This is a genomic window from Celeribacter arenosi, assembly GCF_039539485.1.
GTDB classification, from domain to species: Bacteria; Pseudomonadota; Alphaproteobacteria; order Rhodobacterales; family Rhodobacteraceae; genus Celeribacter; species Celeribacter arenosi.
On record NZ_BAABDF010000006.1, the window covers coordinates 132,272 to 148,253 of the forward strand.

The following is a 15,982-nucleotide window of genomic DNA, read 5'->3' on the forward strand; positions in this document are numbered from 1 at the left end:
AAGGGAAAAAACGTCAAAAGCGCGTACTTTTTTGTGAGGCGTTAAGTTTTGTGCGGAAATTAGCGGAGCTTAGCCGTGCCTCACGCGGCTTTGTCTTCATCATGTATGTTTCTCTGCGCACCCTGCAAGAGGAAACACCTTATTCAAAAACGGTCCTTACGTGCGCGGATTTCGGTGAACGCCTCCAAGTCGCTCGATTGCTCCATGCCGAGAGCGCGTTTCAAACCGGTGTCACTGGCGCGCAAAAACGGATTGGTGTGGCGTTCGAGCGCGAGCGGGGCAGGGACGGTTTGCCCGCCTTGGGCGAGGGTCGCTTCGACCGATTTTGCCCGATCGTGCAGCGCGGCATTGTCGGGGTCGATCGATAGCGCGAAGCGGATATTGGTGCCGGTATATTCATGGCCGGAGTATATAAGTGTCTCGTCGGGCAGATCGGCAAAGCGCGATATCGTCTCCCACATCTGTGCAGGTGTGCCCTCAAACAGCCGCCCGCATCCCATGACCATCAGACTGTCGCCACTGAAAAGCGCGCCCGCCGAGGGGATATAAAATGCGATATGACCCACGGTGTGGCCATCGGCAGGCAGAATGCGGATTTCATGTCCCGCGAAGTCAAAGGTTTCAGAGGTCGCAACCGCACGGTCCAAGGCCGGCAATCGATGCGCGTCGGCGTGGGCGCCCGTCACCGTGGCGCCGGTTGCCGCGCGCAACTCCGCCACGCCATCGGTGTGGTCCCAATGGTGATGTGTGAGCCAAATCTCGTCGAGGGACCATCCCCGCGCACCTAGCGTTTCCAGAACCGGCGCCGCATCCGCCACATCGACGACGGCGGTGCGACCGGTGTCGGCGTCATGCACGAGGTAGTCGTAGTTATCGTTGAGCGCCTTTACTGTGACGATCTCCAGCATGGTCTTTTCTCCCGCTATCGGTCATGTTCACAACGAGAATTGGGGCAGGAACCGCCGATGGCAATGCATCTCGACGTTGTCGACCTAAGAAATTTTTACTACCGCACCGGTTTGGGTCGTGCGGCGCAACGGGCCATCCGCAGCCAGTTGACGGAATTCTGGCCGTCTGCCGAACGCGAAACAGTTGCGGGGTTCGGGTTTTCGGTTCCCCTGTTGCGACCCTATCTGGCGGATGCCCGTCGTGTGGTGGCGTTGATGCCTGCACAGCAGGGTGTGATGCATTGGCCCGCGGGGATGCCGAATATTTCTGTGCTTTGTCCCGAAACGATCTGGCCGGTCTCCACGGGTTTCGTGGACCGGTTGGTGGTGTTGCACGGATTGGAAACGTCGGAGTCGCCTGCAGACCTGCTCGCCGAGTGCAATCGCGTCCTTGGTCCCGGGGGCCGCGCGATATTCGTCGTGCCAAACCGCGCAGGCCTGTGGTCGCGGTCCGACGAGACACCTTTCGGCTACGGTCGCCCCTATACTCTGGGCCAGCTTGAGGGTCAGTTGAAAACCGCCGGTTTCGTTCCCGAACGCCATGCCGCCGTGTTGTTCCAGCCGCCGTCGCACAAACGGTTCTGGCTGCGGTGGGGGCCGGTGTGGGAGCGGTTCGGTCGGCGGGTCTCTACCGCGCTGGCAGGCGGGGTCCTGATGATCGAGGTGTCAAAGCAGGTCTACGCGCAAACCGGGTCCGGGTCCCCCGAGGCGGCGCGGCGTCCGTCCGTGCTCGAGGGGTTGCGACCCGTGCCGGAAATCAAACCGGCCTGATTTTGCGCGCATATGGGGCGGGAATCGCGTGCGCGGCGCGTAATGTCGCACCCAAAAAGGCCCAATTTTTCGTCTCATGAGAGCCCGATGTGGCTAAGTGTTTGAATACAAAGAAAAGGTGCATTTATTGCGTTTGCGCTAAAGGCACGCAACAAGGTTGCGAGGCGGGAATTGCTCTGCTACACCCACGCCGATTTTGCCGCCTACGTGCAAGCACGCGGGCTCACAAAGATGCTTGATCTCTGCACAACGAATTGCGCAGGGAGACGGCCCAAAGACATCGGAAGGGTGGACGTGTCCGAACCAGCTTCGATTTCCCGCGGCATCGCCGCACGTTATGCTAAGGCTCTGTTCGAACTTGCGAAAGAGTCCAAAGGTCTAAAAGCTTTGGAGGGTGATGTGGCAGTTTTGTCATCGGCCCTCGAAGAGAGCGATGAACTCGTCTCTTTGGTCGCATCGCCGATCCTGTCGCGCGACGTTCTCAAAAGCGCGATTGTCGCGATTGCGAAAAAAGCAGGCCTTTCCGCGAATATGACGAATACTCTTGCGCTGATGGCGCAAAATCGTCGTCTTTTCGCATTGCCGCAACTTCTGGCTGTTCTGCGCGATACTCTCGCCGAAGAACGCGGTGAAGTGACCGCGGATGTGACATCCGCCAAAGCGCTCACCAAAGCTCAGTCGGACAAACTTGCCAAAACGCTCAAAGCGCAGTTTGGCAAAGACGTGTCCATCAATGCGACCGTTGATGAAAGCCTCATCGGCGGTCTTGTCGTCAAGGTTGGCTCGCGCATGATCGATACGTCGATCCGCGCTAAGCTCAACTCCCTCCAGAACGTAATGAAAGAGGTTGGATAATGGGAATCCAGGCAGCTGAAATTTCTGCGATCCTTAAGGACCAGATCAAGAACTTCGGTCAGGATGCCGAAGTCGCCGAAGTGGGCCGTGTGCTCTCCGTTGGTGACGGTATCGCCCGTGTGTACGGCCTCGACAATGTTCAGGCAGGTGAGATGGTCGAATTCCCCGGCGGTATCCGCGGGATGGCTCTGAACCTTGAAAGCGACAACGTCGGTGTCGTGATCTTCGGTTCCGACCGAGACATTAAAGAAGGCGACGTCGTCAAGCGCACCAACTCCATCGTGGACGTGCCTGCCGGTGAAGCTCTGCTCGGCCGCGTGGTCGACGGTCTGGGTAACCCGATCGACGGCAAAGGCCCGATCGCGGCAACCGAGCGTCGCATCGCCGATGTGAAAGCGCCCGGCATTATCCCGCGTAAATCGGTTCACGAGCCGATGGCAACCGGCCTCAAGTCCGTGGACGCGATGATCCCGATCGGCCGTGGCCAGCGTGAGCTTATCATTGGTGACCGTCAGACCGGTAAAACCGCGATCGCGCTCGACGCCATGCTCAACCAGAAGTCCTACAACGAAGCCGCAGGCGACGATGAAGGCAAAAAACTCTACTGTGTCTACGTCGCGATCGGCCAGAAACGGTCCACCGTTGCGCAGCTGGTGAAGAAACTCGAAGAGAACGGCGCGATGGAATACTCCATCGTTGTGGCCGCGACCGCATCCGACCCCGCGCCGATGCAGTTCCTCGCACCCTACGCCGCGACCGCAATGGCCGAGTATTTCCGCGACAACGGCCGTCACGCCCTGATCATCTACGATGACCTTTCCAAACAGGCTGTGTCCTATCGCCAGATGTCTCTGCTTCTTCGCCGTCCGCCAGGACGTGAAGCTTACCCGGGCGACGTGTTCTACCTCCACTCGCGCCTGCTGGAGCGTTCCGCGAAGCTCAACGAGGACAATGGTTCCGGCTCGCTCACCGCGCTGCCGATCATTGAAACCCAAGGTGGCGACGTGTCCGCGTTTATTCCGACCAACGTGATTTCGATCACCGACGGTCAGATCTTTCTCGAGACCGAACTTTTCTACCAAGGTATCCGTCCTGCTGTGAACACCGGTCTGTCGGTTTCCCGCGTGGGGTCCTCGGCGCAAACCAAAGCTATGTCTTCGGTTGCCGGTCCGGTTAAGCTGTCGCTCGCTCAGTACCGCGAAATGGCTGCTTTTGCTCAGTTCGGTTCCGACCTTGATGCCGCGACCCAGCGATTGCTGAACCGTGGTGCGCGTCTGACCGAGTTGATGAAGCAGCCGCAGTATTCGCCGCTGAGCAACGCCGAGATCGTTGTCGTGATCTATGCCGGTACCAACGGCTACCTCGACAAAATTCCGGTAGCGGAAGTGGGCAAATACGAAGCCGCGCTCCTGAACTTCATGCGCACGCAGAAGAAGGACGTTCTTGATTGGATTTCCAACGAGGATCCGAAAATCAAAGGCGACGCGGCAGACAAGCTCAAGGCAGCTATCGACGATTTCGCCAAAACCTACGCCTAAGGCCCTGAAAGGACAGCTTAATGCCTAACCTAAAGGACCTCAAAAACCGGATCGCAAGCGTGAAGTCCACGCGCAAGATCACGAAGGCCATGCAAATGGTGGCCGCCGCAAAACTGCGGCGGGCACAGGAAGCTGCCGAAGCATCGCGTCCTTACACAGAGCGGTTCAATGCCGTTCTGGGTGCGCTTTCCGCTTCGGTTGGTGGCTCTGACAGCGCGCCCCGGCTTTTGGCCGGGACGGGCAAGAGCGATGTGCATCTGCTCGTCGTGATGACGTCGGAACGCGGCCTGTGCGGTGGGTTCAACTCGAACATCGTCAAACTGGCGCGCACGCGTATCAATGAACTGGTCGCGACCGGAAAGACGGTCAAAATCCTGACCGTCGGCAAAAAAGGCCGCGAACAGCTCAAGCGTGACTACAGTCATCTGTTCGTCGAGCACATCGATCTTTCCGGTGTGAAAACGCTCGCCTATAGCGACGCGCAGAACATCGCGAAATCGATCCTTTCGCGCTTTGATGCGGAAGAGTTCGACGTTGCGACGGTATTCTACGCGCAGTTCAAAAACGTCGTGACCCAGATCCCGACAGCCCTGCAAATCATTCCTGCGGCCTATGAGGTCGAGGAAGGCGCTGACACGGCGGTTTATGACTATGAACCGTCCGAAGAGGCTATGCTGGCTGACCTTCTACCGCGCGGCATTGCCACGCAGGTCTTTGCGGCGCTCCTCGAAAACGGCGCTTCCGAACAAGGCGCGCGGATGTCCGCGATGGACAATGCGACGCGCAACGCTGGGGAAATGATCGACAAACTGACTATCGAGTACAACCGCTCGCGTCAGGCCGTCATCACCAACGAGCTTATCGAAATCATCTCGGGCGCTGAAGCGCTCTAAGAACCGGAGACAGAAACATGGCAAACGCAAAAGGCAAAGTGACTCAGGTCATTGGCGCCGTTGTAGACGTTCAGTTCGAAGACGATCTTCCTGAAATTCTCAACGCCCTCGAAACCGACAACAACGGGTCCCGTCTGGTTCTCGAAGTTGCGCAGCACCTTGGCGAGAACACCGTGCGCACCATCGCTATGGACGCAACCGAAGGTCTCGTTCGTGGTCAGGAAGTCACCAACACGGGCGGTCAGATTTCCGTTCCCGTTGGATCGGCTACTCTCGGCCGCATCATGAACGTGACAGGGATGCCTGTTGATGAAAAAGGCCCCGTTGCCACCGAGGAACGCCGCGCGATCCACGGTGATGCACCGACCTTTGACCAACAGTCCACCGCAACCGAAATCCTCGTGACAGGCATCAAGGTCATCGACCTTCTCGCACCGTACACGAAGGGTGGTAAAATTGGCCTCTTCGGCGGTGCCGGCGTGGGCAAAACAGTTCTCATCATGGAACTGATCAACAACATCGCGAAAGTGCACTCCGGTGTGTCTGTGTTCGCAGGTGTTGGTGAGCGGACCCGTGAAGGTAACGACCTTTACCACGAGATGATCGAATCCGGTGTTATCGTCCCCGATAACCTCTCGGAGTCCAAAATTGCGCTGGTCTACGGCCAGATGAACGAGCCTCCCGGCGCCCGTATGCGTGTTGCTCTGACCGGTCTGACATTGGCCGAGCAGTTCCGCGACCAGTCCGGTTCCGACGTTCTGTTCTTCGTGGACAACATCTTCCGCTTTACGCAGGCTGGTTCCGAGGTGTCCGCACTTCTGGGCCGTATCCCTTCCGCTGTGGGCTATCAGCCGACACTCGCGACCGACATGGGCGCGATGCAGGAACGCATCTCCTCGACCAAGAACGGTTCGATTACCTCCGTTCAGGCCGTGTACGTTCCCGCGGATGACTTGACCGACCCTGCACCTGCAACATCCTTTGCTCACCTCGACGCGACGACCGTTCTCGATCGTTCGATCTCGGAAAAAGGCATCTACCCGGCTGTGGACCCGCTCGGTTCCTCGTCGCGTCTGCTTGACCCGCTGATCATTGGTGAAGAGCACTACAAAGTCGCGACCGACGTTCAGCAGGTGCTTCAGCGCTACAAGTCGCTGCAGGACATCATCGCCATCCTCGGGATGGACGAGCTGTCCGAGGACGACAAACTGGCCGTGGCACGTGCACGTAAGATCGAGCGCTTCCTGTCCCAGCCTTTCGACGTTGCAAAGGTCTTCACCGGCTCCGACGGTGTTCAGGTCCCTCTCGAAGACACGATCTCCTCGTTCAAGGCGGTTGTTGCAGGCGAATACGACCACCTGCCCGAAGCGGCATTCTACATGGTCGGCGGCATCAACGAAGTGATTGCCAAAGCCGAGAAACTGGCCGCTGAAGCTGCTTAAACCTCGATCCCGGAAGGAGGCCATTCATGGCTGATAAAATCCAGTTCGATCTCGTCTCGCCGGAGCGGAAGCTTGCTTCCGTCGCCGCAACCGAGGTGCGGATCCCGGGTGCTGAGGGTGATCTCACCGCGATGGCGGGCCACGAGCCCACCATCCTGTCCATCCGTCCCGGTGTTCTGACCGTGAACGGTGACAACGGTGAAGAGCAGTTCATCGTGGTTGGTGGTTTTGCCGAAGTGGCGGCGGGCAGCGTGTCCGTCCTCGCGGAAATGGCACTGCCACGTGGTGAAATGAGTCAGGAAGTCGTCACAGACCTCATCGCTCAGGCCACTAAAACCCACGAGGATGCCCATCCCGACGAGCATCACGTGACCGAAAAATTCCTCTCCGACCTCGTTCACGTCGCAGAGGACATGGGGTTTCACTCCCATCTGGGGTGAATTCAGGTTCCATGACAAAAAGAGGGGCTCCGCATCGCGGGGCCCTTTTTCTATTGGGTGTGCGCGCTAAACGGCTTCATTTTGCGTCCAACGACCCCTCGGGGGCGTTTCTTTGATGAAATTAAATCGTAAGGTATCTGAAATAAGTGCTCGGATGACATGGTAAGAATCGATACGCATCAACTCGGGGTCGAGCAGGGGTCACTCCTGCTCTTTTCTGACTTCCAGGACGGCGGAGAAATGTGGACGGGTCACGGGCCGCGTGAAATGCGCCGTGTTGTCGATTTTTCCGAAAGTTTTTCAGTCAATCCGGTCGTCACCGTCGCCATATCCATGCTCGACATGGATACCGCCAAAAATCACCGCGTCGATATCGCCGCCGAAGACATCGGGCGCGAGGGTTTTACAATTGTCTTCAAGACCTGGGGTGACACGAAAATTGCCCGCGTGCGTGTTGACTGGACCGCACTCGGCGCGGTGCGCCATGAAGAAGACTGGGACATTCGCTAGGCAGACCGAGGCCTGTTTCAGGTGTGGTAGAGGCCTTCGTAGAGCGGGATGAGCGTTTTGTTGTCAAACAACGACGACACCGACGTCCCGTTCCATGTATTGATGATCGCCTGCGCGAATAGCGGCGCCATTGGCACGATCCGGATGTTGGCGCAGGCCTCGACCGGTGCGGGCGCCTGAATGGAATCCGTGATCACCAGCGATTTGAGTTTCGAGGCTGTGACCCGTTCGACGGCCGGACCAGAAAGAACGCCGTGCGAGATATAGGCGTGAACTTCCTCGGCACCCGCTTCCATCAGGTGTTCTGCAGCTTTGCAGAGCGTGCCCGCGGTATCGACGAGGTCATCCACGATGATACATTTTTTGCCTTTGACGTCACCGATCACCGTCATCTCCGCGACTTCGCCAGCTTTTTCGCGGCGCTTGTCAACGATGGAGAGGGGCGCATCAATCCGTTTGGCCAATTCACGGGCCCGTGCCACACCGCCGACGTCGGGCGAAACGACCATGATGTCATCCATCGCCCCTTTAAAGTGGTGTTTGATATCAAGCGCGAAAACGGGCGAGGCGTAGAGGTTGTCGACAGGGATATCAAAGAACCCCTGAATCTGTGTCGCGTGCAAATCCATCGTCAAAACGCGCTCGATGCCGGCCTCAACCATCATGTTCGCGACGAGTTTGGCGGAGATCGGCGTGCGTGCCTTCATCCGACGGTCCTGACGCGCGTAGCCAAAGTAGGGGATCACGGCGGTGATGCGGCCAGCAGAAGAGCGGCGCAGCGCATCGGTGATGATCAGCAGTTCCATGAGGTTGTCGTTGGCCGGATTGGATGTCGGCTGCAGGACGAACATGTCCTCGCCACGTACATTCTCGTAGACCTCGACGAAGATTTCACCGTCATTGAACCGTTCGACCCGCGCATCAACGAGATCGACCGAAATGCCCCGATGCATCGACAGGCGCCGCGCGATGTTATTGCCTAGTTTCCGGTTCGCATTGCCGGAAATGAGCTTCGGTTCGGAGGTTGTCGGCATGGATTTGGGTCCTTCGTTCCTGCGGCGCGCGTCACAGATTCGTGACATGGCCACCGCTTAGCATTCCGGCGGGTTTGCGTCCACGACTAGGGTGTCGCGCGGCTGCGGCATTTTCAATTATTCGCGCGTAGACTGTTAAACCGCTTCGCATGGTCGCCGAATGCGCTAAACCTAGGCTCGAAATCGCATCCATTGGAGATCATGCACGTGGCGCACATCGATTATTATTTCTCGACCCTATCCGTATTCACCTATTTCGCAGGTGATCGTCTCGAAGAAATCGCTGCACGCCATGGCGCAACCATTTCCTACAAACCCTTCGACATCATCGCGCTTTATGATCGTCTCGGCGTCGCGCGCCCTGCCGATCGTCCTGAGGGGCGCAAAGTCTATCGCATGCAGGAGATCAAGCGTCTCAAAGCTGCCTCGGGTCGTCCCACGAACGTGCAACCTGCCTTCTGGCCGACAAATGCGGCCCCTTCGTCCTATGCGCTCATCGCTGCGGCTAAGAGCGGTGAGGGGCGCGTGGCGGATGTAATCGCGGCACTTTACCGCGCCACGTGGGAAGAGGAAAAAGACATCGCCGACGACGCCGTAATCGGTGACGCCCTCAAAGCGGGTGGTTTTGATCCCGCGCTTTCGATGTCGGGGATGGTGACCGGCGCAGATACATATGCGCGCAATCTCGATGAGGCCTTTGCCGCAGGCGTGTTCGGGTCACCGTTCTACATCGTGACGGACACCGATGAGCGGTTCTGGGGTCAGGACAAACTGGACGAACTCGACGCCTATCTGGCGACGCTGTAAAGCCTAGCGGTCAAATGCGGCGAGGAGGGCGTCGACGTCGGCCTCGCTCGTGGACCAGCTCGCCACAAATCGCGCCAGCAGGGGTGTTTCGGGATCGCCGTCCAAGGCGGTGTCCACTCCCCATAGATGGTAGGTTGCACCCTTTGCATAGGCGCGCGCGTGGGCGGCGCGGGGCAGGGTGGCGAACACCATGTTCCCGTCCACTGAATAGGCCAAAGACGCATCGCCTCGCTCCTGCATACCGCGCGCGAGGCGTGCCGCCATGGCGTTGGAGTGGCTCGCAAGGTCGAGCCAGAGATCATCCTCCAGCCATGCCAGCATCTGCGCGGATACAAAGCGGGCTTTCGACAGGTTCTGCCCGCCACGCATTCGGTGGCTGTCAAAGCGTTCAATGAGTTCGGGATCAAAGAGAACGGCCGCCTCGGCCGTCAGGGCACCGTTTTTGGTCGCCCCGAGCGAGAGCGCGCCTAGCCCCTCCACGATCTGCGCGGGCGAATCCGTGCCACTCGCAACCGCATTGGCAAAACGCGCGCCGTCCATGTGAACCGGCAGATCGGAAACCGCGCGCAGAGCTGCTAGGTGGTCGATGGAATAGCGTTCTCCAAATTCGGTGATGTTGGTCACGGAGATGGCGGCAGGGGGCATCGCATGGACACCATGGCCTGCAGCGTCTGCAGCAATCGCAGACTTCAACGCGGCGCCGTCAATACGGCTGTCAGAAGCGGCGAGTGGTTTCAGTTTAGCGCCACCGGCATAAAACGTTGCCGCACCGCGTTCGTCGACCTCGATATGCGCCGTTTCATGGCAATAGATCACACCCCACGGCGGGCTCATCGCCGCGAGAAGCGCCGCATTCGTCGCGGTGCCGGACGTCATCGGAAAAACCCGTGCCTCGGGCGCCGCAAAGAGGTCGCGCAGGCGCTCTTCGAGAGCGGCGGTCCATTTGTCCGTGCCGTACGCCGGGGCGAAACCTGTGTTCGCGGCGACCAGTGCTTCCATAATCTTGGGATGGGCGTGAGAGGTGTTGTCGGAGGCAAATTGCATCAGCTGCGGCTTTCTTGGGTCGGTTCTTCGATGATGTGGTCTTCCCAGTCGTCTTCATCGACTTCGAATTCGGGCACGGTGAGGCCACGCACGGAGACCCCGGCGCGATGCACGCTGTCGGGGTCGCCGCTTAGCAACGGATGCCACTCCGGCAGCGGTTTGCCCTGCCACAAAAGCCGGTAGGCACAGGTCTGGGGCATCCAATAGGCGTGTTTGTCAATTGTGTCGGGGGTGAGGACGATGCACTCGGGCACGAGGCTTTTGCGGATGTCGTATTGCCCGCAACGGCAGCTCTGGTCGTCCAGCAGACGGCAGGCCACGCGGGTCAGAAACACCTCGCCGCTGTCTGCGTCTTCGATCTTGTTCAGGCAACATTTCCCGCAGCCATCACAAAGCGCCTCCCACTCTTCCGGTCTCATTTTGGAGAGAGGCACCGTCTCCCAAAAGGCATCACGGAGGGTCATTCCAGATCGCCGAGGATCTGGCGCGCGGCATCGCAATCGGCGTTCATCTGGGTGATGAGCGCATCGAGGTTGCCGAACTTCTCTTCGGGGCGCAAAAACTCGACAAACCCGATCGAGAGCGTTTCGCCGTAGAGATTGCCACCGAAGTCGAAAATGAAGGTTTCGAGGCAGGGCTGGTTCGCGCCAAAGGTCGGCTTTACGCCCAAAGACGCCGCGCCTTGGTACAGGCCGGTGTGCGGGCCTGTGAGAACATCGACGAGAACGGCGTAAACGCCGAATTTGGGCGCATGCAATCCCTCAATGGATAGGTTCGCGGTAGGAAACCCGAGATCGCGGCCACGTTTGTCACCGTCGCGCACCGCGCCTTCGATCCTGTGCCAATGCCCGAGCATATCCGCGGCGTCACCGGGGCGGCCTTCGGCGAGTGCCGCGCGAATGGCGGAGGAGGAGGAGACGCCGGTCTCGGTCTCCAAAAGCGGGGCGATGGTGACGCCAAACCCCATCTGCTCGCCAAAACGTTGCAGGTCCTTCGCGGTGCCAACGCGGCCTTTGCCAAAGCAGAAATCGGCGCCAACGGTGACATGCGAGAGGCCCAATCCCGCGACGATGACCTCGCGGGCAAAGGCCTCGGGATCCATGGCCGCCATGTCCGCATCGAAGGGCAATTGGAAAAGATGACGAACCCCGAGTTTTTCGAGGCGGTGCGCTTTGGCCTCCGCGTTCATCAATCGAAACGGTGGCGCGCCGGGGGCAAAGAATTCGCGTGGATGCGGTTCAAAGGTGACGATGCCGAGGGGGCCATTCTGGCGCGCAATGTCGAGAACATGCTGGTGCCCGCGATGAACCCCGTCGAAATTTCCGATCGCGGCAGAAGCGCCCTTTGCACTGTCGGGAATGTCACGCCAATGTTTGTGGACGTCCATGGAGCTCCCTTGCGGGAAGGCCCCGCCGGTTAGTCGAATTTCGCACTTGGCGCCAGCACCATGGCCTCGCCTTTCAGGACCACGGTATCACCCACGGTGCAGCGACATTCAAGGGCAACGCGGCGTTTGGCATGGATGATGTCGCTCACGGTCACTTCGGCCAGCACGCTATCACCGGGGCGCACAGGCGCGAGGAATTTGAGCGTCTGCCCGAGGTAGATCGTCCCGTGTCCGGGCAATTGTTCGCCAATGACCGCAGAAATGAGTCCCGCCGTCAGCATGCCATGGGCAATGCGCCCTTCGAAAATCGTGTCGCGGGCGTAGGCGTCGTCGAGGTGAACGGGGTTCTGATCCGTGGAAACCTCGGCAAACAATTCGATGTCACGGTCGGTGATGGTTTTGCGCAGGCTGCGCGTCATCCCGATTTCGATGTCCTCGATACAGATCGTGCCACGGGGCAGATTGTCCAACATATCGCGCGAATCCTTGTCCATATTGCAGTGCAGCATAGACTAGAATTCTACGTGCAACAATATTGCGCGAAAGATTATTTTCTATGTGTGCCCGTTTCGGGAATAATGTGGCTCAATGGATTGAAGCACTCTTAGGTCCGATCCCATCCTCGACGGCAAAAACCTAGCGCAGGAACGGAATCGCCGCCGTCGCTGACAGGTTCTGTTCGGCAAGCCATGCGTTGAGCCGTGCAGGATCGGGGTTCTCGGGGTCGGGCCCGAATTCCTTGGCCGCAAGCCCACCGGTGATAAACAGTGTGTCGAGACCTTCCCCCATACCGCCCATGATGTCGGTGCCAATGCCGTCGCCGATGCAGAGAATGTCGGCATCATCGACCTTTGCAATCTGGCTCAGGCGACGACGCGCGAGGTCGTAGATCGGCGGATGCGGTTTGCCAAAGTAGAGGCTTTTGCCACCCATCTCCGAATAGAGCGCAGCCAAGGCACCCGCGCACCATTCGCGGGTCTCGCCACGATCAACGACAATGTCAGGGTTGGCGCACAGGAGTTTTATCCCCTTCTGTTTCGCGAACAGAAAGTCCGATCGATACACCGAAGGATCAGCCATGGCGTCCTCGGGGCCGGTACAAACGATCCCCTCGGCCTCATTGAGGGGCACGCGGGTAATCTCGACAGCATCGTCGCCCACGAGGTCCATCGGCGAAAAGAAAACGTCGACTTCCTCAGGCGTGCCGATGTGGAACACCTTTTGCCCGACGGCCCCGAGATACATCGCGGCACGCGCTGAATCCCCAGAGGTCGCGATGGCGTCAAAGGCGTCATCGGGCACACCGAAACCTGCCAGTTGCTCGACAACCGCGCGCCAAGGGCGAGGCGAATTGGTCACGAGGATCACTTTGCCGCCCGTGGCGCGATAGTCCTGCAGCGCCTTGACGGCGTCCGGATAGGCCGTGACGCCGTTGTGCACGCAGCCCCATAGATCGACGAACAATGCGTCGTAGCGGGCGGAAATATCGGACAGGGAATTGATCAGGCGGGTCATCGCGGCCTCTGCGTTTTGGGTTCGGCTTTTTATATTGGTAGTCGCCATGAAAGGGTAGGGGATTAGCGGGCGAGTCCCATATCAACGCATCACGGTACGTTCGGGTTGCACGCTATCGAATGGGGCGCGCCCTTAGGTGCCAAAGGCTTTGGGATAGGTCAGATTGGTGACTTTTGCCTTTGCCGGACCCGCGATCATCGTCTCCTCCAGCGGATAGGGCGAGGTAAACCCATCCGCAATCGGGCCAAACCCGCAGCGGGCGAAGAAGTCACGGTGGCCCTGCACGACGAGCGTCTGGCCGGTGGCCTGCGCCCATGAGGTGATCATGCCGACCATTCGTTTGCCATTGCGGCGGCCCTGAAATTCGGGGTGGATCGCGACGGGTGCGAGGCAGAGCCACCCCTTTGGTGACACCATGGTGGATAGGGCTGCATAGCCGACAATCCGGCCATCTGCGGGCAGAACCATTTCGCCGGCAATCGCGCGCGATTTTCGCAACTGCTCCACCAGATCCGCTTCGTTTGGTCGCGCGAAGGCGTCGAGCAAAAGCGCGCGCACCTGATCCTCTTCGCCGCGCTTCAACTCTCTGAAGAAATCGGGACCCGTGACCATGCGGCCTCCTATGCAAAAGGCCCGCCGGAGGGGCGGGCCTTTGAAGAATTCAGAACGCTCAGAGTTTGAGGTTCGGAATGATCTGTTTTTTGCGCGACATAATGCCGGGCAGGACGACGCTGTCGCCATCGACAGTGGCGCCAAAGGATTTCTCGGCAACGCCTTTGACCAGATCGTTTGGCACGAACAGCGTGGCTTCTTCGTTCAGGATGTCCACAACGAAGAGCAGGACCTGATCGACGCCATCCTCTGCTTCAACGGCTTTGAAGCTTTCGATGAGCGACGCTTTGCGGTCGAGAACCAGTTTCGGCGCGGTGGTTTCGAGAACAGACACGCGGAATTTGGTGCCTTCCACGGCGTATTCTTTGGAATCCATCCGGATCAGTTCCGCGTCGGAAAAGGCGGAGATGTCGGATTTGGCTTCGAACATTTCGGAGGCATAGGCGGAGATGTCGAGGTTCAACTCGCCGGCCAGTTTTTCGGCCAATGCGCGGTCCACGTCGGTCGTTGTGGGCGAGCGGAATTCGAGCGTGTCAGACAGGATGCACGACAGCATCGCGCCTTTGATGTTGTCGGGCATCTTGGCGGCGTCGTCACCCATCAGGTCGTGCATGATGGTCGCGGTGCAGGCGAGCGGGCGGATCGTGATGTCGATCGGGCCTTTTGTCTCCAACCCGCCGACCAATTTGTGGTGGTCGATGATCGCGGTGATATTGGCGTCATTGATATTGTCGAACAACTCGGCAGGGTTGTTGGTGTCGACGATGACGACATCCTGACCCTCGGCCAGCTCGGTGATGATCTCGGGTGTTTCAAAACCCCATTTCTCCACCACGAAAGCAGCCTCGGTGTTCGGCGTGCCCAGAAGGACGGGTTTCGCCTCGACGCCTTGCTGGTTGAGGTACCATGCCCAGATGAGCGGGGAGCCGGTGGAGTCTGTGTCGGGCGATTTGTGGCCGAAAACGAGCGTGGTCATGATGTCTTTATCCATGGGTTGGCAAATTTGCGGGCGTTATAGGCGGTGCAGCATGGGTTGTCACGCCTTGCGGCGCCCCAATCGCGGGCAAATTGACACGCGCCGCACGTTACGTCATCTTGGCTGCATCGAAAGAGGAGTGCTCTGCACATGGACAAGTCCGGCTTTACCGCCCGCCGCATCCGCTAACGCCTAACCCGCGTCGGCCCCATTCTCTTCGACAGGAGTATCCTGACAATGGACCAGAACCGACTGTTGTAGTCGCGCGCGCTTGGCACGCGCTGTTTTCCAATTCATTCAGGAGGCATTCCATGCCTGTTTCAAAAAAATCCGCTAGGGCGGGTCGAAAGGCTGTGAAATCCAACCCCAAACCCTATTCGAAATCGCCACTCAAAACCGATCCGGGTAAAGGAAGACCGGGCGGTTTCGCGAAATCTCTCAAACCAATTCCCCTCCCCGGGAAATCGCGCGGGAGATAAATGGGCGGGGCAGGGGAGGCGCGTGTCTCCCCTGTTCACAGGTGCCTGAGGGCGCTAAAAAGCAGCATGTCAAAGCCGCGCGAAACCGATCTTTACCTGCCCGTCAAAACCCATCTGGAGGGATTGGGCTATGTCGTAAAGGCGGAGGTGCGTGACGCGGATGTGGTGGCCATTCGCGGCGACGAGACGCCGGTCATTGTGGAATTGAAAACCGGATTTACCCTCGCCCTGTTGCAGCAGGGCGTCGCCCGACAGGCCATCACCGATCAGGTTTACCTCGCCGTGCCGCGGTGGAAGGGCAAGGCTGCGTGGCGGATGTTCAAAGGCAATGTCGGCTTGGCAAAACGCCTCGGCCTCGGGGTGATGTCGGTCGATTTGACGGCGGGGACCGTGCAGGTCCATGCCGATCCGGCCCCGTTCAAACCGCGCAAGGTGAAGCGGCGCAAAGACAGCCTGCTCAAAGAGTTCAACGCACGCGAGGGCGATCCGAACCTCGGCGGCATGAAAGCCGGCGGACGGATGACGGCCTACCGTCAGGACGCCGAAAAATGCCGTAACTACCTCGCCGAAAACGGTCCCACCAAAGGCCATGTGGTCGCGAAAGCCACGGGCGTGAGCCGCGCGACGACGTTGATGCGGGACAATCACTACGGCTGGTTCGAAAAGGCCGAAAAGGGCGTATATCGCGCCGCGCCCTGACCCGTTTCACAATACAAGGGCGCGCGTGAAAAA

At 59.0% G+C, this 15,982-nt stretch carries 18 protein-coding genes; 9 read left to right on the forward strand and 9 right to left on the reverse strand.

Going from position 1 to position 15,982, the window contains the following annotated elements:
- Positions 1 to 143: 143 nt before the first annotated feature.
- Positions 144 to 908 (reverse strand): hydroxyacylglutathione hydrolase, encoded by a 765-nt coding sequence (gene gloB / locus ABD815_RS06500; protein ID WP_344845247.1) that lies wholly within the window; start codon positions 906 to 908, stop codon positions 144 to 146.
- Positions 909 to 971: 63 nt separating this feature from the next.
- Here gloB and ABD815_RS06505 point away from each other — a divergent pair, with 63 nt between their 5' ends.
- The 7 genes from ABD815_RS06505 to ABD815_RS06535 all read left to right on the forward strand — a co-directional run bounded on the left by ABD815_RS06505 (position 972) and on the right by ABD815_RS06535 (position 7,396).
- Complete coding sequence (locus ABD815_RS06505) at positions 972 to 1,718, forward strand: methyltransferase domain-containing protein (protein ID WP_344845820.1); 747 nt, start codon at positions 972 to 974, stop codon at positions 1,716 to 1,718.
- Positions 1,719 to 2,012: 294 nt separating this feature from the next.
- Complete coding sequence (locus ABD815_RS06510; RefSeq protein ID WP_344845250.1) at positions 2,013 to 2,573, forward strand: F0F1 ATP synthase subunit delta; 561 nt, start codon at positions 2,013 to 2,015, stop codon at positions 2,571 to 2,573.
- The gene (gene atpA / locus ABD815_RS06515; RefSeq protein WP_344845254.1) at positions 2,573 to 4,111 is read left to right on the forward strand and encodes a F0F1 ATP synthase subunit alpha; all 1,539 of its coding nucleotides are present in this window, start codon (positions 2,573 to 2,575) and stop codon (positions 4,109 to 4,111) included. The genes ABD815_RS06510 and atpA overlap by 1 nt, the downstream gene beginning before the upstream one ends.
- A 20-nt stretch (positions 4,112 to 4,131) precedes the next feature.
- The gene (locus ABD815_RS06520; RefSeq protein ID WP_344845258.1) at positions 4,132 to 5,004 is read left to right on the forward strand and encodes a F0F1 ATP synthase subunit gamma; all 873 of its coding nucleotides are present in this window, start codon (positions 4,132 to 4,134) and stop codon (positions 5,002 to 5,004) included.
- Positions 5,005 to 5,021: 17 nt separating this feature from the next.
- A complete protein-coding gene (atpD, locus tag ABD815_RS06525; RefSeq protein WP_344845262.1) occupies positions 5,022 to 6,446 on the forward strand; it encodes a F0F1 ATP synthase subunit beta in 1,425 nt (474 codons plus the stop codon).
- A 26-nt stretch (positions 6,447 to 6,472) separates the two neighbouring features.
- On the forward strand, positions 6,473 to 6,886 hold the full coding sequence (locus tag ABD815_RS06530) for a F0F1 ATP synthase subunit epsilon (protein WP_344845265.1): 414 nt from the start codon (positions 6,473 to 6,475) through the stop codon (positions 6,884 to 6,886).
- A 159-nt stretch (positions 6,887 to 7,045) separates the two neighbouring features.
- Positions 7,046 to 7,396 carry an H-type lectin domain-containing protein gene (locus ABD815_RS06535; RefSeq protein ID WP_344845269.1) on the forward strand — a complete coding sequence of 117 codons (351 nt, stop codon included), beginning with the start codon at positions 7,046 to 7,048 and terminating at the stop codon, positions 7,394 to 7,396.
- Between the two features lie 17 nt (positions 7,397 to 7,413).
- Here the strand turns inward: ABD815_RS06535 and ABD815_RS06540 are convergent, their stop codons facing one another.
- Positions 7,414 to 8,430 (reverse strand): ribose-phosphate pyrophosphokinase, encoded by a 1,017-nt coding sequence (locus tag ABD815_RS06540; RefSeq protein ID WP_344845273.1) that lies wholly within the window; start codon positions 8,428 to 8,430, stop codon positions 7,414 to 7,416.
- 207 nt (positions 8,431 to 8,637) lie between these two features.
- Here ABD815_RS06540 and ABD815_RS06545 point away from each other — a divergent pair, with 207 nt between their 5' ends.
- On the forward strand, positions 8,638 to 9,237 hold the full coding sequence (locus ABD815_RS06545; protein ID WP_344845278.1) for a 2-hydroxychromene-2-carboxylate isomerase: 600 nt from the start codon (positions 8,638 to 8,640) through the stop codon (positions 9,235 to 9,237).
- 3 nt (positions 9,238 to 9,240) lie between these two features.
- On the opposite strand, the gene ABD815_RS06550 is transcribed toward ABD815_RS06545, so the two are convergent.
- From ABD815_RS06550 to ABD815_RS06580, 7 genes are all read right to left on the reverse strand, one after another.
- Positions 9,241 to 10,281, reverse strand: coding sequence for a threonine aldolase family protein (locus ABD815_RS06550; protein WP_344845281.1), 1,041 nt, complete (start codon positions 10,279 to 10,281; stop codon positions 9,241 to 9,243).
- Positions 10,281 to 10,745, reverse strand: a complete 465-nt coding sequence (locus ABD815_RS06555) for a YcgN family cysteine cluster protein (protein ID WP_344845284.1) — start codon at positions 10,743 to 10,745, stop codon at positions 10,281 to 10,283. The genes ABD815_RS06550 and ABD815_RS06555 overlap by 1 nt, the downstream gene beginning before the upstream one ends.
- A complete protein-coding gene (locus ABD815_RS06560) occupies positions 10,742 to 11,668 on the reverse strand; it encodes a bifunctional riboflavin kinase/FAD synthetase (RefSeq protein WP_344845287.1) in 927 nt (308 codons plus the stop codon). The genes ABD815_RS06555 and ABD815_RS06560 overlap by 4 nt, the downstream gene beginning before the upstream one ends.
- Before the next feature lie 29 nt (positions 11,669 to 11,697).
- On the reverse strand, positions 11,698 to 12,141 hold the full coding sequence (locus tag ABD815_RS06565) for a MaoC family dehydratase (RefSeq protein WP_344845290.1): 444 nt from the start codon (positions 12,139 to 12,141) through the stop codon (positions 11,698 to 11,700).
- A 163-nt stretch (positions 12,142 to 12,304) separates the two neighbouring features.
- Positions 12,305 to 13,183, reverse strand: coding sequence for a TIGR01459 family HAD-type hydrolase (locus ABD815_RS06570; RefSeq protein WP_344845294.1), 879 nt, complete (start codon positions 13,181 to 13,183; stop codon positions 12,305 to 12,307).
- A 132-nt stretch (positions 13,184 to 13,315) separates the two neighbouring features.
- Positions 13,316 to 13,795, reverse strand: a complete 480-nt coding sequence (locus tag ABD815_RS06575) for a GNAT family N-acetyltransferase (RefSeq protein WP_344845297.1) — start codon at positions 13,793 to 13,795, stop codon at positions 13,316 to 13,318.
- 58 nt (positions 13,796 to 13,853) lie between these two features.
- Positions 13,854 to 14,771, reverse strand: a complete 918-nt coding sequence (locus tag ABD815_RS06580; RefSeq protein ID WP_344845300.1) for a manganese-dependent inorganic pyrophosphatase — start codon at positions 14,769 to 14,771, stop codon at positions 13,854 to 13,856.
- 545 nt (positions 14,772 to 15,316) lie between these two features.
- Here ABD815_RS06580 and ABD815_RS06585 point away from each other — a divergent pair.
- Positions 15,317 to 15,949 carry a DUF2161 domain-containing phosphodiesterase gene (locus ABD815_RS06585; protein WP_344845303.1) on the forward strand — a complete coding sequence of 211 codons (633 nt, stop codon included), beginning with the start codon at positions 15,317 to 15,319 and terminating at the stop codon, positions 15,947 to 15,949.
- The last annotated feature ends 33 nt before the right edge of the window (positions 15,950 to 15,982 follow it).

Bases quoted from the DNA above. Each gene is read 5' to 3' on its own strand.
- ABD815_RS06520 (WP_344845258.1), top strand. From the start codon at position 4,132: ATGCCTAACCTAAAGGACCTCAAAAACCGGATCGCAAGCGTGAAGTCC.
- ABD815_RS06530 (WP_344845265.1), top strand. From the start codon at position 6,473: ATGGCTGATAAAATCCAGTTCGATCTCGTCTCGCCGGAGCGGAAGCTT.
- ABD815_RS06565 (WP_344845290.1), bottom strand. From the start codon at position 12,141: ATGTTGGACAATCTGCCCCGTGGCACGATCTGTATCGAGGACATCGAA.
- ABD815_RS06575 (WP_344845297.1), bottom strand. From the start codon at position 13,795: ATGGTCACGGGTCCCGATTTCTTCAGAGAGTTGAAGCGCGGCGAAGAG.
- ABD815_RS06570 (WP_344845294.1), bottom strand. From the start codon at position 13,183: ATGACCCGCCTGATCAATTCCCTGTCCGATATTTCCGCCCGCTACGAC.
- ABD815_RS06535 (WP_344845269.1), top strand. From the start codon at position 7,046: ATGGTAAGAATCGATACGCATCAACTCGGGGTCGAGCAGGGGTCACTC.
- ABD815_RS06540 (WP_344845273.1), bottom strand. From the start codon at position 8,430: ATGCCGACAACCTCCGAACCGAAGCTCATTTCCGGCAATGCGAACCGG.
- ABD815_RS06585 (WP_344845303.1), top strand. From the start codon at position 15,317: ATGTCAAAGCCGCGCGAAACCGATCTTTACCTGCCCGTCAAAACCCAT.
- ABD815_RS06555 (WP_344845284.1), bottom strand. From the start codon at position 10,745: ATGACCCTCCGTGATGCCTTTTGGGAGACGGTGCCTCTCTCCAAAATG.
- ABD815_RS06560 (WP_344845287.1), bottom strand. From the start codon at position 11,668: ATGGACGTCCACAAACATTGGCGTGACATTCCCGACAGTGCAAAGGGC.
- gloB (WP_344845247.1), bottom strand. From the start codon at position 908: ATGCTGGAGATCGTCACAGTAAAGGCGCTCAACGATAACTACGACTAC.
- atpD (WP_344845262.1), top strand. From the start codon at position 5,022: ATGGCAAACGCAAAAGGCAAAGTGACTCAGGTCATTGGCGCCGTTGTA.
- ABD815_RS06580 (WP_344845300.1), bottom strand. From the start codon at position 14,771: ATGACCACGCTCGTTTTCGGCCACAAATCGCCCGACACAGACTCCACC.
- ABD815_RS06505 (WP_344845820.1), top strand. From the start codon at position 972: ATGCATCTCGACGTTGTCGACCTAAGAAATTTTTACTACCGCACCGGT.
- atpA (WP_344845254.1), top strand. From the start codon at position 2,573: ATGGGAATCCAGGCAGCTGAAATTTCTGCGATCCTTAAGGACCAGATC.
- ABD815_RS06550 (WP_344845281.1), bottom strand. From the start codon at position 10,281: ATGCAATTTGCCTCCGACAACACCTCTCACGCCCATCCCAAGATTATG.